The sequence below is a fragment of the Streptomyces sp. NPDC049577 genome (assembly GCF_040675635.1).
GTDB lineage: Bacteria > Actinomycetota > Actinomycetes > Streptomycetales > Streptomycetaceae > Streptomyces.
Genome location: NZ_JBFAPH010000012.1, coordinates 20,375 through 44,194 on the forward strand (window position 1 = coordinate 20,375; position 23,820 = coordinate 44,194).

Annotated in this window: 24 protein-coding genes and 1 pseudogene; 17 read left to right on the forward strand and 8 right to left on the reverse strand. The window is 73.7% G+C overall.

Features of this window, described 5'->3' with window-relative positions; translation table 11 throughout:
- The 5 genes and pseudogenes from AB0K09_RS03145 to AB0K09_RS03165 form a co-directional block, all read left to right on the forward strand.
- A pseudogene (locus tag AB0K09_RS03145) lies at positions 1-1,487 on the forward strand (hypothetical protein); the annotation flags it as partial.
- A 145-nt stretch (positions 1,488-1,632) separates the two neighbouring features.
- Entirely contained in the window at positions 1,633-2,586 is a 954-nt protein-coding gene (locus AB0K09_RS03150) for an ABC transporter ATP-binding protein (RefSeq protein WP_366063501.1), read from the forward strand.
- Positions 2,583-3,323: an ABC transporter permease gene (locus AB0K09_RS03155; protein WP_366063502.1), complete on the forward strand. Its 741-nt coding sequence runs from the start codon at positions 2,583-2,585 to the stop codon at positions 3,321-3,323. Before AB0K09_RS03150 ends, AB0K09_RS03155 begins: the two co-directional genes overlap by 4 nt.
- Positions 3,324-3,333: 10 nt before the next feature.
- Complete coding sequence (locus AB0K09_RS03160) at positions 3,334-4,536, forward strand: sensor histidine kinase (protein WP_366063503.1); 1,203 nt, start codon at positions 3,334-3,336, stop codon at positions 4,534-4,536.
- A 35-nt stretch (positions 4,537-4,571) separates the two neighbouring features.
- The gene (locus tag AB0K09_RS03165) at positions 4,572-5,198 is read left to right on the forward strand and encodes a response regulator transcription factor (protein WP_366063504.1); all 627 of its coding nucleotides are present in this window, start codon (positions 4,572-4,574) and stop codon (positions 5,196-5,198) included.
- Between the two features lie 46 nt (positions 5,199-5,244).
- Here AB0K09_RS03165 and AB0K09_RS03170 read toward each other — a convergent pair whose 3' ends face one another.
- Positions 5,245-6,174: a transglutaminase-like domain-containing protein gene (locus AB0K09_RS03170; RefSeq protein ID WP_366063505.1), complete on the reverse strand. Its 930-nt coding sequence runs from the start codon at positions 6,172-6,174 to the stop codon at positions 5,245-5,247.
- Positions 6,175-6,240: 66 nt separating this feature from the next.
- Positions 6,241-7,275, reverse strand: a complete 1,035-nt coding sequence (locus tag AB0K09_RS03175; protein WP_366063506.1) for a GNAT family N-acetyltransferase — start codon at positions 7,273-7,275, stop codon at positions 6,241-6,243.
- Positions 7,276-7,390: 115 nt separating this feature from the next.
- Between AB0K09_RS03175 and fdxA the strand changes: the two genes are divergently transcribed.
- On the forward strand, positions 7,391-7,717 hold the full coding sequence (gene fdxA, locus AB0K09_RS03180; RefSeq protein ID WP_366063507.1) for a ferredoxin: 327 nt from the start codon (positions 7,391-7,393) through the stop codon (positions 7,715-7,717).
- 116 nt (positions 7,718-7,833) lie between these two features.
- The gene (gene dapC, locus AB0K09_RS03185; RefSeq protein WP_366063508.1) at positions 7,834-8,931 is read left to right on the forward strand and encodes a succinyldiaminopimelate transaminase; all 1,098 of its coding nucleotides are present in this window, start codon (positions 7,834-7,836) and stop codon (positions 8,929-8,931) included.
- A gap of 106 nt (positions 8,932-9,037) precedes the next feature.
- On the opposite strand, the gene AB0K09_RS03190 is transcribed toward dapC, so the two are convergent.
- Entirely contained in the window at positions 9,038-9,439 is a 402-nt protein-coding gene (locus tag AB0K09_RS03190) for an ATP-binding protein (protein WP_366063509.1), read from the reverse strand.
- 301 nt (positions 9,440-9,740) lie between these two features.
- Positions 9,741-10,664, reverse strand: coding sequence for a hypothetical protein (locus AB0K09_RS03195; RefSeq protein WP_366063510.1), 924 nt, complete (start codon positions 10,662-10,664; stop codon positions 9,741-9,743).
- A gap of 101 nt (positions 10,665-10,765) precedes the next feature.
- Between AB0K09_RS03195 and dapE the strand changes: the two genes are divergently transcribed.
- Positions 10,766-11,845, forward strand: coding sequence for a succinyl-diaminopimelate desuccinylase (gene dapE / locus AB0K09_RS03200; RefSeq protein ID WP_366063512.1), 1,080 nt, complete (start codon positions 10,766-10,768; stop codon positions 11,843-11,845).
- Between the two features lie 47 nt (positions 11,846-11,892).
- Positions 11,893-12,642, forward strand: coding sequence for a TIGR00730 family Rossman fold protein (locus AB0K09_RS03205; protein ID WP_366063513.1), 750 nt, complete (start codon positions 11,893-11,895; stop codon positions 12,640-12,642).
- Between the two features lie 129 nt (positions 12,643-12,771).
- Here AB0K09_RS03205 and folP read toward each other — a convergent pair whose 3' ends face one another.
- Entirely contained in the window at positions 12,772-13,632 is an 861-nt protein-coding gene (gene folP / locus AB0K09_RS03210; protein WP_366063514.1) for a dihydropteroate synthase, read from the reverse strand.
- Positions 13,633-13,753: 121 nt separating this feature from the next.
- On the opposite strand from folP, the gene AB0K09_RS03215 reads away from it, so the two are divergent.
- Complete coding sequence (locus AB0K09_RS03215) at positions 13,754-14,110, forward strand: hypothetical protein (RefSeq protein WP_366063515.1); 357 nt, start codon at positions 13,754-13,756, stop codon at positions 14,108-14,110.
- Positions 14,107-14,718, forward strand: a complete 612-nt coding sequence (locus tag AB0K09_RS03220) for a DNA-3-methyladenine glycosylase I (RefSeq protein ID WP_366063516.1) — start codon at positions 14,107-14,109, stop codon at positions 14,716-14,718. The genes AB0K09_RS03215 and AB0K09_RS03220 overlap by 4 nt, the downstream gene beginning before the upstream one ends.
- 481 nt (positions 14,719-15,199) lie before the next feature.
- Here AB0K09_RS03220 and AB0K09_RS03225 read toward each other — a convergent pair whose 3' ends face one another.
- Positions 15,200-16,000, reverse strand: a complete 801-nt coding sequence (locus AB0K09_RS03225) for an enoyl-CoA hydratase-related protein (RefSeq protein ID WP_366063517.1) — start codon at positions 15,998-16,000, stop codon at positions 15,200-15,202.
- A gap of 306 nt (positions 16,001-16,306) precedes the next feature.
- On the opposite strand from AB0K09_RS03225, the gene AB0K09_RS03230 reads away from it, so the two are divergent.
- Positions 16,307-16,474, forward strand: a complete 168-nt coding sequence (locus AB0K09_RS03230) for a DUF3117 domain-containing protein (protein ID WP_179198936.1) — start codon at positions 16,307-16,309, stop codon at positions 16,472-16,474.
- Between the two features lie 347 nt (positions 16,475-16,821).
- Here the strand turns inward: AB0K09_RS03230 and AB0K09_RS03235 are convergent, their stop codons facing one another.
- On the reverse strand, positions 16,822-17,484 hold the full coding sequence (locus AB0K09_RS03235; protein WP_366063518.1) for an O-methyltransferase: 663 nt from the start codon (positions 17,482-17,484) through the stop codon (positions 16,822-16,824).
- Between the two features lie 188 nt (positions 17,485-17,672).
- Between AB0K09_RS03235 and sigE the strand changes: the two genes are divergently transcribed.
- The 5 genes from sigE (at position 17,673) to AB0K09_RS03260 (ending at position 22,402) form a co-directional block, all read left to right on the forward strand.
- Complete coding sequence (gene sigE, locus AB0K09_RS03240) at positions 17,673-18,458, forward strand: RNA polymerase sigma factor SigE (protein ID WP_366063519.1); 786 nt, start codon at positions 17,673-17,675, stop codon at positions 18,456-18,458.
- The gene (locus tag AB0K09_RS03245) at positions 18,455-19,225 is read left to right on the forward strand and encodes a zf-HC2 domain-containing protein (RefSeq protein ID WP_366063520.1); all 771 of its coding nucleotides are present in this window, start codon (positions 18,455-18,457) and stop codon (positions 19,223-19,225) included. Before sigE ends, AB0K09_RS03245 begins: the two co-directional genes overlap by 4 nt.
- 71 nt (positions 19,226-19,296) lie before the next feature.
- Positions 19,297-20,937, forward strand: coding sequence for a trypsin-like peptidase domain-containing protein (locus AB0K09_RS03250; protein ID WP_366063521.1), 1,641 nt, complete (start codon positions 19,297-19,299; stop codon positions 20,935-20,937).
- A 189-nt stretch (positions 20,938-21,126) separates the two neighbouring features.
- Positions 21,127-21,579, forward strand: coding sequence for a sec-independent translocase (locus AB0K09_RS03255; RefSeq protein WP_366063522.1), 453 nt, complete (start codon positions 21,127-21,129; stop codon positions 21,577-21,579).
- 115 nt (positions 21,580-21,694) lie between these two features.
- Positions 21,695-22,402, forward strand: a complete 708-nt coding sequence (locus tag AB0K09_RS03260; RefSeq protein WP_366063523.1) for a hypothetical protein — start codon at positions 21,695-21,697, stop codon at positions 22,400-22,402.
- A gap of 45 nt (positions 22,403-22,447) precedes the next feature.
- Here AB0K09_RS03260 and AB0K09_RS03265 read toward each other — a convergent pair whose 3' ends face one another.
- Entirely contained in the window at positions 22,448-23,605 is a 1,158-nt protein-coding gene (locus tag AB0K09_RS03265) for an Mrp/NBP35 family ATP-binding protein (RefSeq protein ID WP_366063524.1), read from the reverse strand.
- Between the last annotated feature and the right edge of the window lie 215 nt (positions 23,606-23,820).

The window sequence follows — 23,820 nt, forward strand, 5'->3', positions numbered from 1 at the left end:
ACGGTTCGACGACCGGTGCGGGTCCGGTTCCGGGCGGTCCGGCGGTCGGTGCTGTCGACGACTGGCCGGTCGGTTCCGCGGCGACCGGCGCCGCACCGGCGCCGGAGCAGCCGCAGCAGCAGAAGAAGCAGCAGCCCGGCAAGGGCCAGGGCAAGGGCCAGGGGTGGACCCGCGTCGAGACCACCCAGCAGTTCCCCGCCCCCGGCGTCCCGCAGGGCACCCCGCAGGCCCCCGGCACCCCCAGCAGCCCCCCGCAGGGGAAGGGCAAGAAGCGCGGGCCCAAGGCCCCCGCCCCCGCGCCCGCGCCGCAGCCGAACGGCGAGGCGCTCGTCAGCGGCGTGCCGCCGGTCACCCCCGCGCGGAAGGGGCCGATAGACAGCGGTGCGCCCCGCGTGCCCGTGCCCAAGCCCAAGCCCGCCGCGGCGGCGCCCGCGGACGCCGGGGCGCCCAAGCAGGCGGTGCCCAAGCCTGCCGTGCCCAAGCCGCCCGCGCCGAAGCCCGCGGCGGCGAAGAGCGCGCCGAAGAGCGCCCCGAAGAAGAAGGGCCGCTCCAAGCTCGTCCTGGCCGGCGGCGCGATCGTCGGCCTCGTCGGACTGGCCTACGGGGCGGGGCTGCTGCTGGACCACGCGGACGTGCCGAACGGCACCACCGTCCTCGGCGTGGGCATCGGCGGCATGTCCAAGGAGCAGGCCGTGCAGAAGCTCGACTCCGCCCTCGGCGACCGCGCGACCGCGCCGCTGAAGGTGACGGTCGGCGGCAAGACGGGCGAGCTGAAGCCGTCCGTCGCGGGTCTGTCCATCGACACGCAGGCCACCGTGCGCGCGGCCGCCGGGCGGGACTACAACCCCCTCACCGTCATCGGCTCGCTCGTCGGCGGCACGCGCAAGGCGGAGCCGACCGTCGTCGCGGACGAGGAGAAGATCGCGGACGCGCTCAAGCGGCTCGCCGGGGAGACCGGCGTCTCCCAGGACGGCACGATCAAGTTCGAGCCGGGCAAGGCCGTCGCCGTCTACGGCAAGCCGCACCAGGGGCTGGACGTGGACAAGGCGGTCGCCGCCGTCTCCGGCGCCTACCGCGACCGCGCCGCCACCGGCCAGGACAAGGCCGTCGAGCTGCCGAGCTCCGACCAGCAGCCCAAGGTGAGCAACGCCGAGGTCGACCGGATGATGAAGAGCTTCGCGGAGCCCGCCATGTCCGGCCTGGTCACCGTGCAGACCGACCCGGCACACAAGATCCAGTTCGGTCCCGAGCGCTCGCTGCCGAAGATCCTCTCCGTCAAGGAGGTCAACGGCAAGCTCGTGGACAACTACGACCTGGACGCGGTCAAGGAGCTGTACGGCAGCGCGTTCAACGGCGTGCTCATCCAGCGCGGCGACGGCACCAGGAAGCCCGTCACCCCGCAGGACGTCGTCGGCGCGCTGCGCAAGGCGCTGCTCGGCAAGACGCCCGCCGAGCGCGTCGGCGTGATCAACGTCAACGGCGGCTGAGCCCCGGCGCACCGCCGCCGGCGAGCCCCCGTGCCCCACCCGGCACGGGGGCTCGCCCGCATCAGGCCGGACATGACATCTGTCATCCTCAGGTCACGACGACCGACACTGCCCGTGCCGCCGCCGGGCGGCGAAGATTGTCGGCATGACCACTACAGCAAGTGCTTACACGGGGGAAGGGCGCCACACCGGCGCCCCCGTGGTCAGCTTCGAGAACGTCAGCAAGAGCTACGGCACCGTACGTGCCGTGGCGGACCTGAACCTGGACCTCTACCCGGGCGAGACCGTCGCCCTGCTCGGCCCCAACGGCGCCGGCAAGTCCTCCACCCTCGACCTGCTGCTGGGGCTCCGCAACCCGGACGCCGGCCGCGTCCGGCTGTTCGGCACCTCGCCGCAGCGGGCCATCGAGCAGGGCAAGGTGGGGGCCATGCTCCAGAGCGGCGGCCTGATGGAGGAGGTCAAGGTCCGCGAGCTGGTGCGGCTGGCGTGCAACCTGCACCGCAGGGCCTACCCGGTGGAGCAGGTCATGGAGCAGGCGGGGATCACCGAGATCGCCGACCGCATGGTCAACAAGCTCTCCGGCGGCCAGGAGCAGCGGGTGCGGTTCGCGCTCGCCACGGCCGGCGCGAACGAGCTGATCGTCCTCGACGAGCCGACGACCGGCATGGACGTCAGCGCCCGCCAGGCGTTCTGGGGCACGATGCGGAAGCAGGCGGACGAGGGCCGCGCGATCCTCTTCGCCACGCACTACCTGGAGGAGGCCGACGCGATCGCGGACCGCGTCGTCGTCCTGCACCGCGGCCGGGTGATCGCGGACGGCTCGGCCGCCGAGATCAAGGCCAAGGCCGGTGCCCGGCGGATCGTCTTCGACCTGGACGGGCACATCGGCGAGGCCGCCCTGCGCGAGCTGCCCTTCCTCTCCTCGCTGGAGATATCCGGCCGCACCGTGCGCATCCAGTCGCACGACGCCGACGCCACCGTGCACGCGCTCTACTCGCTGGGCCTCTACCCGCGCAACCTCGAGGTCGCCGGCCTCGGTCTGGAGCAGGCGTTCATCGCCATCACCGACGCCGCTACCGCCGAGGAGGCGAACCGATGAACACGCTGATCAAGCTGGAAATCCTGCGCACCCTGCGCAACAAGAAGTTCATGTTCTTCTCGGTGCTCTATCCGGCGATGCTGTACCTGGTGTTCACCGCCAGCGTCAAGGGCGACGAGACGATCGGCGACAGCAAGCTGACCTTCCCCGTGCTGTACATGGTCTCCATGGCCTCCTTCGGCGCCCTCACCTCGGTGCTCATCGGCAACGCCGAGCGGATCGCCAAGGAGCGCGAGAAGGGCTGGGTCCGCCAGCTGCGCCTCACCTCGCTGCCCGGCCACGGTTACGTGATGTCCAAGATGACCTCGGCGTCCGTGGTGTCACTGCCGGCCATCGTGGCCGTCTTCCTGGTCGCCGCCGTGTCCAAGGGCGTCCGGCTGGACGCCTGGCAGTGGGCCTCGCTGCTGGGCGTGATCTGGGCGGGCAGCCTGGTCTTCGCGGCGCTGGGCGTGGCCATCGGCTACACGGCCACCGGGGACGCGGTGCGGCCCCTGGCCATGGCGGTCTACTTCCTGCTGGCGGCGCTGGGCGGCCTCTGGTTCCCCGCCAGTCAGTTCCCGCAGTGGCTGCGGAACATCGTCGAGTACGTGCCCACCCATGCCTACGCCGGCCTGGGCCAGGCCATCGAGCGCGGGGACGCCCCGGGGGCGAAGGACCTGGTGATCCTCTTCTTCTACCTGGTGCTGTTCGCCGGTGTGGCAGCGTGGATGTACCGCAAGGACACGCACAAGAGCTGAGGCTGCGAGTATGAGCGAGCGCGTGGAAGAGGCCGCGGCCGGTGCCTTCATCCAGGTCGGGCGGGCGCCGGAGGACCTGCGCCAGCTGGTGGCCAAGAGCTGCTGGACCGTGCTGTACATGTCGTACCTCTACTACGCGGTGGAGGACCTGACGGCGGGACGGCACACGACCGTCGCGACCGCCTTCGGCTGGGCCGGGCTGACCGCCTTCGTGCTCTCCTACTTCGTCCTCGTGCTGGGCCGGCGGGGCGAGGAGCTCGCCCGCTGGCAGGTCGGACTGCTCGCCGAGCTGTTCGTGCTGGCGGTGACGCTGTCGCTGACCCTCGGCCGCCCCTGGACCGTGCTGCTCGTCTACGTCTCCATCTCCAGCGGCGTGCTGTTGCCGCTGAAGTGGGGGCTGCGGACCGTGCCCTTCATCGCCCTGTGCGTCTTCGGGCTCGGCCTGCTCGAAGGCGCGGGCATCGCCGAACTGCTGCTGCTCGTCCTGCCCACCCTGCTGGGCGGCGCCGCCATGATTGCCGTGGTGCAGATGGGCCGGACGATGCGGGAGCTGCGCCAGGCCCGTGCGACCGTCGCCCACCTCGCCGCGAACGAGGAGCGGTTGCGGCTCGCCCGCGACCTGCACGACCTGCTCGGGCACTCGCTCTCCCTCATCACCCTCAAGAGCGAGCTGGCCGGGCGGATGCTGCCGGAGCGGCCCGAGGAGGCGGCCCAGCAGGTCGCCGACATCGAACGGGTCAGCCGGCAGGCGCTGGTGGACGTCCGCGAGGCGGTCAGCGGCTTCCGCCGGCCGACCCTGGACGCGGAACTCGCCGGGGCGCGCACCGCCCTGGCGGCGGCCGGCGTCAACGCCGACCTCGGCCGGGCCGCCGGCACCTTCCCCGACCTCGCCCCCGACGCGGAGGGCGCCCTGGCCTGGGCGCTGCGCGAGGCCGTCACCAACGTGGTACGGCACAGCGGGGCGCGCCGCTGCGAGGTGGCTCTCGCCGAGTCCGGGGACGACCTGTGCCTGACCGTCACCGACGACGGCCGGGGCCCCGCCGGGCCGTACGGCAACGGCCTGACCGGCCTCACCGAGCGCCTCGCCCTCGCCAACGGCCGCCTGGAGACCGGCCAGGGGGCCCGCGGCGGATTCCTGCTCCGGGCCTGCGTGCCGCTGTCCCGGCCCGCCGCCGTGACGGAACCGGAGGCTCCGAGGGAGCGCAGCCACTGAGCGGCGCCGTGGCGGGCGGCCTACCCTGTCCTGCTGTGACAGCACAGCCGCAGCAGACGATCCGCGTCCTCCTCGCCGAGGACCAGTCGATGGTCCGGGAGGCGCTCGCCGCGCTCCTCGGCCTGGAGGGGGACATCGAGGTCGTCGTCCAGGTCGCCAGAGGCGACGAGGTCCTCGACGCGGCCCGCGCCACCCCGGTCGACGTGGCCCTGCTCGACATCGAGATGCCCGGGCTCACCGGGCTGGAGGCCGCGGCCCTGCTGCGGCGGGAGCTGCCGCGGCTGAAGGTCGTCATCCTCACGACCTTCGGACGGCCCGGCTATCTGCGCCGGGCCATGGAGTCGGGTGCGGACGCCTTCCTCGTCAAGGACGCGCCGGCCGCGCGGCTCGCGGACGCGCTGCGGCGCGTGCTGCGGGGGGAGCGCGTCATCGATCCCACGCTCGCCGCGGCGGCCCTCGCGGAGGGCGCGAACCCGCTGACGGACCGCGAACGGGCCGTGCTGGCCGCGTCCGCGGACGGGTCCACGAACGCGGAGCTGGGGAAGGCGCTGCACCTTTCGCACGGCACGGTGCGGAACTATCTCTCGACCGCGATCCAGAAAACGGGCGCGCGCAACCGCGCGGAAGCGGTCCGCATCGCCCGCGACAAGGGCTGGCTGTAGACCGGGGGCTGCGCCGCAGTTTTTGCGGTGCCGCCGGCGTACCCCCTCAGTTCAGCATGGCCCGCGCGGCGAGCGCCTGGTGGCGGACCGTTTCGGCCACACTCGGTTCGAGCGCGGCGATGACCGACGCGTACTCCTCCAGCTCCCGCGCGCCGCGCGCGAAGTCGCCGCGCTCGACGAGGAGCTCGGCGCGCTCGTAGCGCAGTTGGGCGGGGTGGCTGGGGAGGAGCAGGGAGAGCTCCACCGCCCACAGCTGGACGTCGCTGCGCTCGGGGCGGGCGGCCGCCCAGGCGCGGATGTTGTTGAGCACGCGCAGGACGATCTCCAGCGGATCCGCCGGGGAGAACATCGACGGCGCCAGCGGCGCCCCCGTCGCGCCCGCGACGAGCAGGCCCGCCTCCTCCTCGGAGAGGATCCGCCCGCCGTCGAACGGGTCGGCGAGCACGTGCCGCCCGTGCGGATCGCCGAAGCCCACGACGAAGTGCCCCGGCAGGGCCACCCCGTACACCGGCGCCCCCGCCCGGCGGGCGACTTCCAGCCAGACCACCGACAGCAGGATCGGCAGCCCCCGCCGCCGCTGCAGGACCTCGTCGAGCAGCGAGGACTCCAGCCGCCGGTAGTCGGCGGGCAGCCCGTGGAAGCCACACCGCTCGCCGAGCAGGGCGGCGAGCGCCTCGGCCCACTGCCGGGGCTCGGCGCCGCGCCCCAGCGCGGGCAGCATCCCGGTGAGCCGGTCGAGCTCGATCTGCGCGGCGTCGATCCGCTGCTCGTCCGGGTCCGGGGCGGCGTCCTCCACGGCGTCGTCCGCGGTCCCGTCGACGGTCCCGTCCGGGCCGGCGTCCAGGGTGGCGGTGTCCACCCCGGCCCGTGCCGCGCGGGCCTCCGTCGCGATCAGCAGGCACAGGAGCGCCAGGTCCGGGCGGGACTCGCGGGCCGCACGGGCGAAGCGGCGGTGCCGGGTCGTGGTGTCGTACATACCGAGCCTCGTACCCGCTGGGGGCGGTGTTGGTGCATGCCGTCGGTTTCCATGGTGCGCCTGTGGCTACCGCTGTGGCGCGCGGCGGTAGTGGTAGGCGTGGTGGGTCGTGAAGCCCAGCTCGTCGTAGAGCGCCGCGGCCGCGCCGTTGTCGGCCTCGACCTGCAGATACGCGGCGGAGGCACCCTCCGCGAGGGCCTGCCGGGCCAGCCCGGCCATGACCAGGGATCCCAGTCCCTGACGGCGGCGGGCGGGGGAGACGTGCAGGGCGGCGAAGCCGGTCCAACGACCGTCGACCACGCAGCGGCCCATGGCCGCGGGGCCCTCGTCGTCGCCCGGGACGGTCGCGAACCACACGGACGGCCCGCCGGTCAGCACGGCCGTCGCGTCGGGCGCGTCGGCGCCCTCGCGCCCGTACGCGCGCACCCAGGCCGGGTCCGGCTCGCGGGTCAGGAGGACGTCACCGGTGTCCGGCATGGGGGCACCTCCCATGCCGTTCAGGCGATGGGGGAGGTCGGCGATCGGGGCGAGGGGCGCCGTGCGCATGAGGGCGTAGCGCTCGCCGGTCCAGCCGCGCCGGGCGAGCTCCGCGTCCAGCTCCTCGTCGCGCGCGGGGTCGCCGGTGGTGATCTGGACCGTGGCGGGCAGGCCACGCCGGCCGTACCAGTCGGTGATCCGCTCCACCGCCTCCGGCAGCGGCAGGCCGCTGTCGCCGAGGGGGAGGACCGAGTTGGCGCGCGTGGTGAAGCCGCCCGCCGCGCGCAGGGTCCAGTCGCCGAGCGACTCGGTCTCGCGGGCGGGCCAGCCGCGCGAGGCGATCAGCTGGAGCTCGCGCACGGTCGCCGCCGGACCCCGCCGGCGCGGCGGCGCGGGCGGGACGACCTTGCCCGCGACGAGCGCGGACTCGGGCACCTCGACGACCTCCCCGGACCGTCGTGTGATCCGCAGCACACCGCCCTCCCAGGAGGTCAGCACGCCGACCGCGTCGGTGAACCGCTCCGGTGACCCCGGGGAGTCGTTCAGTTTCCGTACAGAGACCCTTTTCCCCACATCTGCCGTGGTGATCCGGACCTCAAGCCGTCCGCGCGTGGTGAATTCCACAGCTCTGTTCGCCCCTCTTGTTCGTCATGTGCCCGGGGAGGGAGATACTAGGTGTGGGCATCGACGACGCCGCGCTCCCGCGCGAGGTGACCCCTTACCGAGGAGGAACGACAGCGTGACCTACGTCATCGCAGAGCCTTGTGTCGACGTCAAGGACAAGGCATGCATCGAGGAGTGCCCCGTCGACTGCATCTACGAGGGCTCCCGGTCCTTGTACATCCACCCGGACGAATGCGTCGACTGTGGTGCCTGTGAGCCCGTCTGCCCGGTCGAGGCCATCTTCTACGAGGATGACACCCCGGAGGAGTGGAAGGACTACTACAAGGCGAACGTCGAGTTCTTCGACGAGCTCGGTTCGCCCGGTGGTGCCTCCAAGCTGGGCCTGATCGAGCGGGACCACCCCTTCATCGCCGCGCTGCCCCCCATGGGTGAGGGTCACTGACCCCGGGCGGCGCACAGCCCCGGCCCCGTACGGCCCCGTCGCCGTGCGGGGCCGCGTCCGTTCCTCCGCTCTTCCCGCGAGCGAGTACCGAGCCAGAGAGTGAGCAACCGATCACCGTGAGCCCTGTCTCTTCCCGTCTCCCCGTCTTCCCCTGGGACCGGCTCGAGCCGTACAAGGCCACGGCCGCCGCTCACCCCGACGGCATCGTCGACCTGTCCGTGGGCACCCCGGTGGACCCGGTGCCGGCCCTGATCCAGAAGGCGCTGACCGAGGCCGCCGACAGCCCCGGCTACCCCACCGTGTGGGGCACCCCCGCGCTGCGCGACGCGCTGACCGGCTGGGCGGGGCGCCGCCTGGGCGCCCGGGACCTGGCGCACGCCAACGTGCTGCCCGTGGTCGGTTCCAAGGAGCTGGTGGCCTGGCTGCCGACCCAGCTGGGCCTCGGCGCCGGCGACAAGGTCGCCCACCCGCGTCTGGCCTACCCGACCTACGAGGTCGGCGCCCGCCTGTGCGGCGCCGAGCCCGTCGTCTACGACGACCCGACCGAGCTCGACCCGGCCGGTCTGAAGCTGCTCTGGCTGAACTCGCCGTCCAACCCGACCGGCCGTGTGCTGACCCTTGAGGAGCTGCGCCGCACGGTCGCCTGGGCGCGCTCGCACGGGATCCTCGTCTTCAGCGACGAGTGCTACGTGGAGCTGGGCTGGGAGGCCGACCCGGTCTCCGTGCTGCACCCGGACGTCTGCGGCGGCTCCTACGAGGGCATCGTCGCGGTCCACTCGCTGTCCAAGCGCTCGAACCTGGCCGGCTACCGCTCGGCGTTCCTCGCCGGCGACGCCGCCGTCCTGGGCGAGCTGCTGCAGATCCGCAAGCACGGCGGCATGATGATCCCCGCCCCGGTGCAGGCCGCGACGATCGCCGCGCTGGGCGACGACGCGCACGTCGCCGAGCAGCGCGAGCGTTACGCCCGCCGGCGCGCCGCGCTGCGTGCGGCGTTCGAGGGCGTGGGCTTCCGGATCGAGCACAGCGAGGCGTCGCTGTACCTGTGGGCCACGCGGGACGAGTCGTGCTGGGACACGGTCGGCGAGCTGTCCAAGCGCGGCATCCTGGTCGCGCCGGGCGATTTCTACGGCGCGGCGGGTGAGCGGTTCGTCCGGATCGCCTTCACCGCGACGGACGAGCGGGTCGAGGCGGCCGTGCGCCGGCTGGCCGAATAGTCCGCCGGTCCGCCGGTCCGTCCGGACGTGCGGAAGGGGCCCGGGAGTCGGCTCCCGGGCCCCTTCGCGTGCCGTCCGCGATGCGGTTGCGGCCGGTGTCGTCCGCTCAGCCGAGGGGGCTCTTGACGGGCAGCTCGCCCGGGACGGGGACGTGCAGGTCCTTGGCGGTCTGGCCGAGGGCCTGGCCGGCGCCGCCCGAGAGCTGGCCGGTCACCTTCTGCGCGGCCGGGGCCTGCGACTTGGTGGCCTTGGCGACGGCGTTGGTCGTGGTCGGAACGGCGGAGTTGACCGCCTTCTGTCCGACCTCCGTCACGCCGCCGGCCTGCTGGGCGGTCGAGTCGAGGGTGTGTACCGCCTGCGTGCTGTCCACCGCGCTCAGCCCGCCCAGGTCGGGGGCCTTCACGAGGTCCGCGGCGCTCGCAGAGCCGGCCGCGCCGACGACGGGAGCGGCACCCGCTGCGACAAGCAGGGCGACCCGGGCGATCCGACGCGTGAGGGGGAGGGACATGTTGCTCCTTGTGACGGAGTGGGAGGTCGGTTGCTGTCCGGCGAACGGACGCATGGACTACCGCGTGAGCCGCACGAAGGTTGCGGTGCGCCAACGTAAAGAGTTGGCAATGCGTCGCATGATATGCCGACCGAAAACCCTGACAAAAGAGGGCGATTCATCGGCCGGTACGGAAGGCCGACAAGCCTTTAGTCACAAGGTCGGCGGGCTGAAGCGCGGCAGGTTTCGCGTACGCGTACGACGGGAACGGCCACGGCAACTCCGGTACGCCGCGCATAGCCCCGAGGGGTGGCCGGTCGTACTACTGCACGGTGGTGATGCGGACGACGGCCTGGGAGTCCGCGTCGGATTTGCCGGAACCGCGCCACCCGGCCTTCGACTCCTCGGCCGTCCACACCCGGCCGCCGAAGGAGACGCGCTCGATGCGGAGTTCCGCCGCGTGCGCCACGGCCCACGACGCGAGCGCCCAGCCGCGCTTCCGCGTCCCGTCCTCCGCGGACATCGGCACCGGCTGCACGGGCACCGTCACCGTGCGGCCCGCGCCGCCCCGGCCGTCACCGCCCGTGCCACCGCCCGCCACCACCGGCAGCACGCCCACACCGAACTCCCGCGACAGCTTGGTCCGTACGGCCGAGGGGTCGCCCGGCTTCCCGTCCGCCGGGCTCGTCGTGCAGCTGAACGAACCACCGGCCCGGCCGGTCAGGGCGGACGACAGCAGCGAGGCGTCCGGCTCGTGCTTGGCGTACGCCTGCGGGAAGCCGCTGCGCTGCACCTTCTGCGCCGCCACCGTCAGCGGCAGCCGCGAGTAGCCCGGCACCTCCACCAGGTGGTCGTAGAACTTCCCCGCCGCGTACACCGGGTCGGTGATCTGCCGGGCCGTCCCCCAGCCCTGCGTCGGCCGCTGCTGGAAGAGCCCCAGCGAATCGCGGTCCCCGTGGTGGATGTTGCGCAGCCCCGACTCCTGCATCGCCGTGGCCAGCGCGATCGTCACCGCCCGCTCGGGCAGCCCGCGCGCCGACCCCACCGCCGAGATCGTCGCCGCGTTCACCGCCTGCTCGGGCGAGAGCGCGTACGACTGGCCGTTCGCCCGCACCGTGCAGCGCGGCGCCCCGGAACCACCCGTCAGCAACTGCGCCAGCCCGTAGCCGATCAGTGCCAGCAGGACGGCGCAGGCGGCCACGGTACGCAGCAGTCGGCCACGGCGAGCGGCGGAGATCCGGGACATGCGGGTCACGTTACTTCAGAGACCCGCCACAGGCCGCGCTGGACCTCCCGGGCCGCCTTCCGGCAGGTCCGTACGGTGGAGCCTGGCGTTAGGCTCGCGGCATGGATCACGCCGCACTCGACCTGTCCCTCGACGCCGCCGCCCTCACCGCCCGGCTCGTCGACTTCCCCTCCGTGAGCGGCGACGAGAAGGACCTCGCCGACGCCATCGAGACCGCCCTGCGGGCCCTGCCGCACCTGACCGTCGACCGGCACGGCAACAACGTCGTGGCCCGCACGAACCTCGGCCGCGCCGAGCGCGTCGTCCTCGCCGGCCACATCGACACCGTCCCCATCGCCGACAACGTGCCCTCCCGGCTCGACGAGGACGGGATCCTGTGGGGCTGCGGCACCAGCGACATGAAGTCCGGCGTCGCCGTGCAGCTGCGCGTCGCCGCCACCGTCCCCGCCCCCAACCGCGACCTGACCTTCGTCTTCTACGACAACGAAGAGGTCGCCGCGGCCCGCAACGGCCTCGGGCACGTCGCCGCCGCCCACCCGGACTGGCTCGCGGGCGACTTCGCCGTCCTGCTGGAGCCCTCCGACGCCCAGGTCGAGGGCGGCTGCCAGGGCACCCTGCGCGTCCTGCTCCGCACGGCCGGCGAGCGGGCCCACTCGGCGCGCGCCTGGATGGGCTCCAACGCCATCCACGCCGCCGCGCCCATCCTCGCCCGGCTCGCCTCCTACGAGCCGCGCCGACCCGTCATCGACGGCCTGGAGTACCGCGAGGGCCTCAACGCCGTCCGCATCGAGGGCGGCGTCGCCGGCAACGTCATCCCCGACGCCTGCACCGTCACGGTGAACTTCCGCTACGCCCCCGACCGCACCGAGCAGGAGGCCGTCGACCACGTCCGCGAGGTCTTCGCCGGCTGCGGCGTGGCCGAGTTCGTCGTCGACGACCACTCCGGCGGCGCGCTGCCGGGCCTCGCCCACCCCGCCGCCCAGGCGTTCATGGCGGCCGTCGGCGGCACGGCCCGCCCCAAGTTCGGCTGGACCGACGTCTCCCGCTTCAGCGCGCTCGGCGTGCCCGCCGTCAACTACGGACCGGGCGACCCGCTCTACGCGCACAAGCGGGACGAGCACGTGGTCGCCGAGCGGATCATCCAGTGCGAGGAGCGGCTGCGGGCCTGGCTCACCGCCTGAACCCGCCTACGCTGAACTGCAACGATCTCCAGCGGAGGGAGCACGGTATGGGCAATCCCGAGGTCACCCGAGCACAGCGGGAACAGCGCCGCGGACCGGTCGTGCGACGGCAGAGCCAGATGCAGAGCGGCACCACCGACCAGCACCTGCTGGACACCCGGGGCACGGCGGACTGGGTGCACGAGGACCCCTTCCGGGTCATGCGCATCCAGTCCGAGTTCGTCGAGGGATTCGGCGCCCTCGCGGAACTGCCCCCGGCCATCAGCGTGTTCGGCTCGGCCCGCACGCAGCGGGGCACGCCCGAGTACGAGGCCGGCGTCGCCATCGGGCGCGGCCTGGTCGAGGCCGGCTTCGCCGTCATCACCGGCGGCGGGCCCGGCGCCATGGAAGCCGCCAACAAGGGCGCGATGGAGGCCGGCGGCGTCTCCGTCGGCCTCGGCATCGAGCTGCCCTTCGAACAGGGCATCAACCCGTATGTGAACCTCGGCGTCGACTTCCGCTACTTCTTCGTCCGCAAGACGATGTTCGTGAAGTACGCGAGCGGCTTCGTCGTCCTGCCCGGCGGCCTCGGCACGCTGGACGAACTGTTCGAGGCCCTCACCCTCGTCCAGACGAAGAAGGTCACCCGCTTCCCCATCGTCCTCTTCGGCTCCGACTACTGGAGCGGCCTGGTCGACTGGCTGCGCGGCACGCTCGTCGCCGGTGGCAAGGCAGGTCCGCACGACCTGCGGCTGTTCCACGTCACGGACGACGTGGAGGAGGCGGTGGTGCTGGTCACGAAGGAGGCGGGAGCGTAGCGCCCGTCCGGCGGCCCGCGACGATCGCGGATGCCGCCGGCCCCCCGCCGCGGTGCCCTCAGGCCGTCGCGGCGGGCGGGGGGCTCAGGCCGGCCCGGTCCGACTCCGTCCGCCGGAGTGGTGTGCGGTTCAGGCGAGCCCGCGGCGGGCCACCGCGGGGGCGCGGTGGCCGGCGATCGACGCCACCATGTCCAGGACCTGCTTCGTTTCCGCCACCTCGTGCACCCGGTAGACCTGCGCCCCCAGCCACGCCGAGACGGCGGTCGTGGCCAGCGTGCCGAGCACCCGCTCCTTCACCGGCTTGTCCAGCGTCTCGCCCACGAAGTCCTTGTTCGACAGCGACACCAGCACCGGCCAGCCCGTCTCCGTCATCTCGCCCAGCCGCCGGGTCGCCTCCAGCGAGTGCCGGGTGTTCTTGCCGAAGTCGTGCCCCGGGTCGATCATGATGCCGTCGCGCCGCACGCCCAGGGCGACCGCGCGCTCGGCCAGCCCGAGCGTGACCCGCAGGATGTCCGCCATCACGTCGTCGTACGCCACCCGGTGCGGGCGGGTGCGCGGCTCGACGCCGCCCGCGTGCGTGCACACCAGCCCGGCGCCGTACCGCGCCGCGACCTCCGCGAGACGGGGATCGACGCCGCCCCACGCGTCGTTCAGCAGGTCGGCCCCGGCCTCGCACACCGCCTCGCCCACCTCGTGCCGCCACGTGTCGACGCTGATGACCACGTCCGGGTGACGCCGCCGCACCTCCGCCACGAACCCGACCGTGCGGCGCGCCTCCTCCTCCGCGGACACCTCCGCGCCCGGACCGGCCTTCACCCCGCCGATGTCGATGATCGCCGCGCCCTCGGCGACGGCCTGCTCGACCCGGGCCAGCGCGGGCTCGTCGTCGAAGGTGGCGCCCTGGTCGTAGAAGGAGTCGGGCGTCCGGTTGACGATCGCCATGATCACCGGCTCGTGAGCGTCGAACTCGCGTCGTCCCAGCCGCAGCATTTTTCCGTACTCCCTCTCGTGGCCCGCCCGTCGTGGCCCGCCAGCGACCTTAGCTGTCAGTGCGGCATGGCACGATCGGGGTGGACGTTTTGGCTGACGGAGGACTGACGGGGAGACGGCCGTGTTCTGGTTCTTGCTCATCGCGCTGGTCGTGGTGGTCGCCGCGGTCACGCTCGCCGTGGCCGGGGGCGGCCCGGGCGCGGCGCTGCCCGAGGCGGCGCCGGACCGCGTCGCGTGGCCGCTGCCCGCCGGGCGCCCGCTGCTCCGCGCGGACGTCGAGGCGCTGCGCCTGCCGGTCACGCTGCGCGGCTACCGGATGGCCGACGCCGACGACGCCTTCGACCGGCTCGGCGCCGAACTCGCCGAGCGGGACGCGCGCATCGCCGAACTGGAGGCCGCGCTCGCGGGCGCCCAGGCCGCCGCCAAGGGCGGCCCCGGCCTCGTCGGCGACACCGCACCGGAGGACGAGCCGTCATGACCGCCGCCACCCCCTCGGTGACCGTCGGCCCCGACGGCCTGGCCCGCTGCGCCTGGACCGGCCTCGACCGGCCCGGCGCCGACGACTACCGCCTGTACCACGACACGGAGTGGGGCCGCCCGGTCCACGGCGACGACGCGCTCTACGAGCGCATATGCCTGGAGGCGTTCCAGTCGGGCCTGTCGTGGCTGACGATCCTGCGCCGCAGGGCCGGCTTCCGCGCGGCGTTCGCGGACTTCTCCGTCGAGAAGGTCGCCGCGTTCACCGAGGCGGACGTCGAGCGCCTGCTGGCGGACCCGGGCATCATCCGGAACCGGGCGAAGATCAACGCGACGATCTCCAACGCGGTGGCCGCTGCGCGGCTGGCTCCCGGCGAACTGGACGCGCTCGTCTGGTCGTACGCCCCGCCGGCGTCCCGGCGGGCGCCCCGGACGCTGGCGGACGTCCCGGCCGTGACGCCGGAGTCCACGGCCCTGGCCAAGGACCTCAAGAAGCGAGGCTTCCGATTCGTCGGCCCGACGACGGCATACGCGCTGATGCAGTCGTGCGGCCTGGTCAACGACCACGTATCCACCTGCCACCTGCGCTCCCGCGCGGGGGACGAATAGAAACGGCCCCGACCAACGGCCTGCGGCCGGGGCTTCGCTCGGGGGCTTGCTGCCCGCCGCGGCGCCGGGCCCGGCCGGGCCCGTTCGTGGGGCGTCTCGCCGTCGCGGCGGAGTTCTCCTTCCCCGCCGCGACGGCGGGAGGTGAGGCGGCGCTGTTCGGCGGGTGCCGGTGGCCTGCGGCCGGCGCCTTGCCGGGGCCTTCTTGCCCGCCGCCCGGTGGCGGGCGGCGGGGCGGTCCGGTCGTCTGGGGTGCTCGCCGCAGGCGGTTGGGCACCGCCGGGCACGTTCGTGGGGCGTCTCGCCGTCGCGGCGGAGTTCTCCTTCCCCGCCGCGACCTTCGCGGGGTCCTTGTCGCAGGCGGTCGGCGGGGTTCTCGGGGTTTCCCGCCGGTGCGGCGGGAGGCGAGACGGCGCTGTTCGGCCGGTGCCGGGCCGCCTGCGCCCGCGACTGCGGCGCGCCCTGGCCGCCGTAGGCGGTGCGGTCAGTGGCCCTGGAAGCGGGGCTTTTCCTTCTTCACGAACGCCTCCACCGCGATGGTGTGGTCCTTCGACGCCCCCGCCCGCGTCTGGAGGACGTCCTCGTGGGCCAGGGACTCCTCGAGGGAGTGGTCCGCCGCGTAGGCGAGGGACTCCTTGATCGCGGCGTAGGCGGCGGTCGGGCCCTCGGCCAGGCGGCGGGCGACGGCGGTCGCCTCGGCCGGCAGGTCCGCCGCCGGGACGACCTTGTTGGCGATGCCCAGCTCGTACGCCTCCTGCGCGCCGACGTTGCGCGGGAAGAGCAGGAGGTCCGAGGCGCGGCTGTGGCCGATCAGGCGGGGGAGGCTCCAGGAGACGCCCGAGTCGGCGGTGAGGGCGACCCCGGTGAAGGCCGTGTTGAAGGCGGCGGTGTCCGCGACGACCCGGTAGTCCGCGGCGAACGCGAAGCCCGCGCCCGCGCCGGCCGCGACCCCGTTCACGCCCGCCACGACGGGCTTCCGCATGCCGGCGATCGCCGCGGTGATCGGGTTGTAGTGCTCGCGGACCGTGGTCATGGTCAGCTCGGTGCCGTTCTCGCGGTCGGCGGCGAGCAGGCCGATGTGCTCCTTGAGGTCCTGCCCGACGCAGAAGGCCCGGCCCGTGCCGGTGAGCAGCACGGCCCGTACCCCGTCGTCCTCGGCGGCAAGCCGCAGGGTGTCGCGCAGGGCGACCTTGGTCTCGACGTCGAGCGCGTTCATCGCGTCCGGACGGTTCAGCGTGATCGTCGCGAGCCCGTCGCTCACCTCGTACAGCACGGTGTCGGCCATGGTGGCTGTCCCTGCCTCTGGTCGCTGCGGATGGTGGTCCGCGCTCAGCATGCCGGAGATCATCGGCAGTGCACATGTGACCTGCGTCAAAGAATCGGACCCGTGTGCGGGGGGCATGGTGGCCGCACGGTACCGCTCGATCGGCGAATTGAGTGGTTTTGCGGCAGCGCGTTGCCGAAGGGATGCGGACCGATGTTGGTCATCGGGTCACGCGATGCGGGATAATGGCCTGGAAGCAATGTGTTCGATGCCGGTGACACCTGGGTTGTCGGCTGCGACGAGCTGGTTTCAGGAAGGGGAACGAGCATGGCGGCCATGAAGCCGCGGACGGGCGACGGCCCGCTCGAGGTGACCAAGGAGGGGCGGGGCATCGTCATGCGGGTTCCGCTCGAGGGCGGCGGTCGTCTCGTCGTCGAGCTGACCCCTGATGAGGCCAAGGCTCTCGGCGAGGCCCTGGAGAAGGTCACCGCCTGACGCACCGGCCCACGATTCCGCACCTGCCCCGACGCCTCCGGCGCGGGGCAGCGGCGTTTCCTGGCACCCCTGGCCGGCGGCGGCGCGGCGGCGGCCCGCACCCCGCCGCACCGCCACCGCGCGCAGCGCGAGGGCCTGCCGGCCGCGGCCCGCAGTTCGGGCCGGGTACCCCACGACGACGGGCGCCACCGGCAGCGTCCGGGGGCAGGCCCCCGGACCCTCGCCGCGGTGGCTCGCCACCGTCGCGGCGGACGGGTCTTCTCCCGCCGCGACGGCGGACGACCACGACGTGCCGGACCGGCGGTGTTCCCACCGGGCCGCGGCCGACGGCGATCCGCCGGATGCGCCTAGCGGCGCACGGCGCAGAGCAGCCCGTCGCCCACCGGCAGGAGCGCCGGGCTGAGGGCCGTGGACTCGCGTACCGCGCGGAGCAGTTCGCGCAGGCGCTGGACCTCCGCCGGCTGCGCGGCGGAGTCGACCGTGCGGCCGTCCGCGAAGACGCCCTCGAAGCAGACCACCCCGCCCGGGCGCAGCAGGCGCAACGATTCCGCTAGGTAGTCGAGGCACTCGAGCCGGTCCCCGTCGCAGAAGACCATGTCGTATCCGCCGTCCGCCAGGCGCGGCAGGACCTCCAGGGCGCGGCCGGGGATGAAGCGGGCCCGGTTGCCGGCGAAGCCCGCCGCGCGGAAGGCCTGGCGGGCGAACTGCTGGCACTCCGGGTCGCTGTCGACCGTGGTCAGCACGCCGTCGGGCCGCATGCCGTGCAGCAGGTGGATGCCGGAGACGCCGGTGCCGGTGCCGATCTCGGCGACCGCCTTCGCGTCCACCGACCCGGCGAGCAGCCGCAGTGCCGCGCCGGTGCCGGCCGACACCGAGGGCAGGCCCGCCTCGATGGCCCGGTCCCGGGCCCAGCGCGTTGCCTCGTCCTCGGCGACGAACGCATCGGCGAACGCCCAGCTCGTCTGCCGGTTGGCGGTAATGGCCCTCTCCTGTCCCCGTGGTCGACGCACCCGTGACTGTATCCGCTGACCACGGGAACCCGCAGATGGGACCGGGCGTTGGAAGGGGTGAAGGGGGTGGCCGGATCCGGCGGACGCCGGTGGTTCGCCGGGCGAGCGGGATCACAGCGGACCAAGACCCAAAAGCAGATCAAAAAGCGGGTAAAAATGCTTATCCGGAGCTAACGGGCGAGGTGGATATGGTAGGGGCTCCACTGGACACCAGAGCCGACAGGGGAGGTGCGGCTGCGGGCGGAGACCGCCGGGGAGTGCTGAGGCGCTTCCGCAGGTCCGCCGCCGAGCCGAAATCCGTGACCTACACCGCTGACCGTTCCCACGCCGACGACTCCGCTCCCACCGCGTCGACCACCGCGACGTTCGCCACCGATGCGGATGCCGCGGCGTGGACTCCCCCCACCTGGGAGGAGATCGTCAGCACGCACAGTGCCCGGGTCTACCGCCTCGCCTACCGCCTCACCGGCAACCAGCACGACGCCGAGGACCTCACCCAGGAGGTCTTCGTCCGCGTCTTCCGCTCCCTGTCCACGTACACCCCCGGCACCTTCGAGGGGTGGCTGCACCGCATCACCACCAACCTCTTCCTGGACATGGTCCGCCGCCGCCAGCGCATCCGGTTCGACGCGCTCGCCGAGGACGCGGCGGAGCGGCTGCCCAGCCGCGAGCCCTCCCCCCAGCAGCACTTCAACGACACCCACTTCGACGCGGACGTCCAGCAGGCCCTGGACACGCTGGCCCCCGAGTTCCGCGCGGCCGTCGTGCTCTGCGACATCGAGGGCCTCTCGTACGAGGAGATCGCCGCGACGCTCGGCGTGAAGCTCGGCACCGTCCGCAGCCGCATCCACCGAGGCCGTTCCCACCTGCGCAAGGCGCTCCAGCACCGCTCGCCCGCCGCCCGGGCCGAGCAGCGTGCGGTGACGGCCGTGGCCCCGGGCGTTCCGCTGGGTGGGGAGGTCGGAATCGCGTGACCGGTTCAGGCGGTCTGTCCCCCGCCGAGCATCACCTCGGCGACCGTCTCGCGGCCCTGGTGGACGGGGAACTGGGGCACGATTCGCGGGAGCGGGTGCTGGCGCACCTCGCGACCTGCTGGAAGTGCAAAGCGGAAGCCGACGCCCAGCGCCGGCTCAAGAACGTCTTCGCGGAGGCCGCGCCGCCCCCGCTCTCGGAGTCGCTGCTGGCCCGCCTCCAGGGCCTGCCGGCCGCCGGGCTCGACGGAGGCGACGGAGGCGACCGCGGCGCCACCGGCGCCGGTCCCACGGCCCGTGACGATGCCGGCCGGGAGGACGCCGGCCGGGGAAGATCCGGCTTCGGCCCCGGGGCGGAAACGTTCGCCCTGCTGCCCGCCGTCGCCGCCCAGCGCCATGAGCGCGGCTTCCGCGTCCACCGGATCCCGGAGCCCGGGCCGCGGCCGGAGCCGCGCAGCGCCTCGCGCGGGCGGCGGTTCGCCTTCGCCGCCGCCGGAGCCGTCTCCCTCGCGGCCTTCGCGCTGGTCGGCGCGCAGCCGGCGGAGACGCCCGTGGGGTCCCCCCGGGCCCGCGGCGGCGGCCCTGGCGTGACGACCAGCAGCTCCACGGCCGGCTCCCGGGGTGCCTCCCTGGTCGCGGCCCCCAGCCCGGCCGTGCGCCCGGGCACGCTCTCGGCCCAGGCCCAGCCCCTCGGCTCGTCCCTGCTGCGCCCCTCCGGCGCACCGGTGCTGCCGCCGCTGGTCCTGACCACCGCCGCCACCACCCGCTGACCCCGGTCGGCGGGTACCGCCGCGTCCTGGTTCAATCGCTGCTGGGCTCACGACCACGGTGGGGGAGAAGGATGGACGCGGCGGAGACCGTGCCCGGCGGCACGGAACCCGGGGAACCCGGGCACGCACCGGACCAGTACGGCGCAGCGGCCGAGCCGCACCCCCGGCACCGGCCCGACCCCTACGGCACCCCGCCCTACGGCCACCCCGGCCCCTGGGCCCCCGCCCCGCCGGTCCAGCACCCCACGCCTGCGGCGGGCACACCGGCGTACGGCGCGGGCGCGCCCCAGCCGGCCCCGCAGCCGGCTGCGGGGCGACGGCCGTGGTGGCGTGCGGTTCGCCGGGGCGCCCGGGTCCCGGGCGCGCCCGGGCAGCAGCCCGGTGTCCCGCTGCCGCACCAACCGCTGCCGCACCAGCCGCTGCCGGCCGCTCCGGCCGTGCCGGCGCCGCCTTCACCGACGGCGGACGCCCCGATGATGCCCGTGCCCGGCTTCCCGCAGCCGCAAGCCCACCACCCGCAGACGGCCTGGCGCTACGACCCCTGGGCCGCACCCGCACCCGCATCCGCACCCGCACCCACCGCCCGGGCCCGCAGCGTGACCGTCACGCGGCGGAAGCTCGTCGCCGGCGCGGCCGCGGTGGCCCTGCTGGCCGGGGGCGTCGGCGGGGGTGCCGGGATGTGGCTGGAGCGCGGCGGCGGGCTCGGGCGGCACGTCACGCTGCCGCAGCCCTCGGCCGGGAGCGGGGAGCGGGACCCGGGAAGCGTCGCCGGGATCGCCGCGCGGACGCTGCCCGGCGTCGTGACCCTCCATGTGCGGGGCGGCGGCGAGCCGGGCGGCGCCGGCACCGGAACGGGCTTCGTGCTGGACCGGCAGGGCCACATCCTCACCAACAGCCATGTCGTCCAGCCGGCCGCGGGCGGCGGCTCCATAGCCGTGACGTTCAACGGCGGGCAGAGCGCGAAGGCCACCCTCGTCGGCCGCGACGGCGGCTACGACCTCGCCGTGATCAAGGTCGAGGGCGTCGAGGGGCTCACCCCGCTGTCCCTCGGCAACTCCGACTCCGTCCGCGTCGGCGACTCCGTCGTCGCCATCGGCGCGCCCTTCGATCTGGCCGGAACGGTCACGACGGGCATCATCAGCGCCAAGGACCGCCCGATCACCGCGGGCGGCCGCAAGCAGGACGGCAGCGACGTCAGCTATGTGGACGCCCTCCAGACCGACGCCCCCATCAACCCCGGCAACTCCGGCGGGCCGCTGATGAACGCCGAGGGGCGGGTCATCGGGATCAACAGCGCCATCCGTTCGGCGAGCCGCTCGGACGCCGCCGGCGAGCAGGGCGGGAGCATCGGCCTGGGCTTCGCCATACCGGTCAACCAGGCCCGGCGCGTCGCCGAGGAGCTGATCAACACCGGCCGGGCCACGCATCCGGTCATCGGTGTCACCCTCGACATGGAGTACGACGGCGACGGCGCCCGGGTGAACTCCGAGGGCGCCGGGGGACCGGCCGTGGCGCCCGGCGGCCCGGCCGACAAGGCGGGCATCCGGCCCCGGGACGTGATCACGAAGGTGGACGGCACGGCGGTGCACAGCAGCCGCGAGCTGATCGTCAAGGTCCGCAGTCACCGTCCGGGTGACCGGCTGCGGTTGTCCGTCGAGCGGGACGGCGGCCAGGAGCGCACGGTCGAGCTGGTCCTGGGCTCGGCCGGCTGACCGGGGCGGAGCTGACGAAGATCCGGCCGGGACGCCCGGACTTGGCCTGATGTTGGCCGAGGTGTCTCCCGGCCGCCCCGTCGGGCCAGGTACCGTGATAGGTGGTCTGTACCCTTACGGACCCTCGTACGGACCCCTCACGGACCCTGTACGGACCCCCGGCCGCTGGACGCATCAAGGAGCTGCACCGTGCTCGACATAGGACCCCTCGAGCTTGTGTCGCTCGTCGTCCTCGCCGTGCTCATCTTCGGCCCCGACAAGCTGCCGAAGCTGATCCAGGATGTGTCGCGCACGCTGCGCAAGATCCGGCAGTTCTCCGACAGCGCCAAGGAGGACATCCGCTCGGAGCTGGGTCCGGAGTTCAAGGACTTCGAGTTCGAGGACCTCAACCCCAAGACGTTCGTCCGCAAGCACGTGCTCGACAAGGACGAGCTGGGGCTCAAGGAGATCCGCAACGGCTTCGACTTCAAGTCCGAGATGGCGGAGCTGTCCGAGGTCACCGACGCCGTGCAGGGCCGCACCCCCGAGCCGGCCTCCGGCTCCGCCGCGGCGGGCACGGCCGCGTCCACGCCGGACCTGCTGAAGAAGCCGCAGCCGCTCCGGCCCGACGAGCGACCCCCCTTCGACGCCGACGCCACCTGACCCGCGCCTGCGTGGCCCCATTGACGGGGGTGGCTATCCTCCCTTTGTTTGGGACGAAGCGCCCGCGAGGGGGCGGGCGGGCCCGTGAACGGGGTTACGAGGAGGCGCCGCGCAGATGGAGACGACGAGTCGGGTAGGGGCGCAAGGGGGCGGTACGCCCGACGCGCCCGGCACCCAGGACGCGACCGCAGCGCCGGGAGGGCCGCAGGGCGGGAGCGCCGCCCGGCGTGCGGTCGACGGCTATCTGCAGGCGTCCTTCCCCTGGTACGGCCTGGACGAGGCGTACACGGGCCCGCGCTGGCTGATGCAGGTGGGTGCCGCCGCCGACGGCACGGTCGAGCACGGCTCGACCGGACACGGTGAGGCGCCCCCCGTTCGGATGGACCGGGGCGAGCACGGCACCGAGCGGCGCCGCTTCGCCGTCGTGGTGACGGTGGCCAGCCGCCCGGTGCGCCGCAGCGCCGACGGCACGGGCGTGCTGGAGGCCACCTCGGTCTCCTCCGCCGCCTGGCTGGCCGGCTCGGGCCTGCTGGCCTGCACCTGGCCCGCCCAGATGGAGCGCGCACTGCGCCAGGACTGGCTGGACCAGCAGACGGCCCTCGCCTGGGAGCTGGCCGACCATCTGGACGAGCCCGCCTGGTCGACGCTCTCCCTCCCGGTGGACGGCGTGCCGACCCAGTTCCGCTACCGCGAGTCCGAGTACGGCTGGGTGCTCGCGGGCTCCGCCGAGGGGGAGGTCCACCTCGGGGCGTACGGGCGCGGGATGAGCGCCTACGGCATGGGCTTCTCGGTGATCAAGGACATCACCGAGTACACGCGCTGAGCGCGCGCCGGGCCCCGGGCCGCAGGCGCCGGGTGGCGGACGTCCCTAGAACTTGTTGCGCGGGGTGATGCCGAGCGACATGCCGGACAGACCGCGCTGCCGCCCGCCGAGCTTGCCCGCGATCGCCCGCAGCGCGCTGCCCGCCGGGGAGTCGGGGTCGCTGAGGACGACCGGCTTGCCCTCGTCGCCGCCCTCGCGCAGGCGCACGTCGATCGGGATGGAGCCGAGCACCGGCACGGTCGTGCCCGTGGTGCGCGTCAGGCCGTCGGCGACGAGCTGGCCGCCGCCGGTGCCGAAGACGTCGACCATCTCGTCGCAGTGCGGGCACGGCAGCCCGGACATGTTCTCCACGACGCCGACGATCTTCTGGTGGGTCTGCACGGCGATCGAACCGGCCCGCTCGGCGACCTCGGCGGCGGCCTGCTGAGGCGTCGTCACGACCAGGATCTCGGCGTTGGGGACCAGCTGGGCGACGGAGATGGCGATGTCGCCCGTGCCCGGCGGGAGGTCCAGCAGCAGCACGTCCAGGTCGCCCCAGTAGACGTCCGCGAGGAACTGCTGGAGCGCACGGTGCAGCATCGGGCCGCGCCACACGACGGGCGCGTTGCCCGGGGTGAACATGCCGATCGAGATGACCTTCACGCCGTTCGCCGAGGGCGGCATGATCATGTTCTCGACCTGGGTGGGCCGGCCGTCGGCACCCAGCATGCGCGGCACCGAGTGGCCGTAGATGTCGGCGTCCACGACGCCGACCTTCAGCCCGTCGGCGGCCATGGCGGCGGCCAGGTTCACCGTCACCGAGGACTTGCCGACGCCGCCCTTGCCGGAGGCCACCGCGTAGACCCGGGTCAGCGAGCCGGGCTTGGCGAAGGGCACCTCGCGCTCGGCCTGGCCGCCGCGCAGGGAGGCGGCCAGCTCGCGGCGCTGCTCGTCGCTCATCACGTCCAGCTCGACGGTCACGCCCGCCACGCCCTCGACGCGGGAGACGGCCTCGCTCACCAGCGTGGTGATCTTGTCCCGCATGGGGCAGCCGGCGACCGTCAGGTAGACCGCCACCGCGACCGTGCCGTCCGCCGCGATCTCCACCGATTTGACCATCCCCAGGTCGGTGATGGGTCGCTGGATCTCGGGGTCGTTGACCGTCGCGAGCGCGTCGCGGATCGCGTCCTCGCTCGGGGCGGTGCCGTACGTGTCGGTAGCCATACGGTCGATGGTACGGCCAGCCCGGGGGCCCGGGGAAAGCCTCTCAGCGGTCGCCTTCCTCACTCTCGCGGGGGATCACCCCGCGCTCCTCCAGTTCCTTGACCAGCTCCTCGAACTCCGAGCGGATCCAGTCGCGCGTCGCCACCTCCCCGAGCCCCATGCGCAGCGCGGCGATCTCGCGGGTCAGGTACTCGGTGTCCGCGATGGACCGCTCG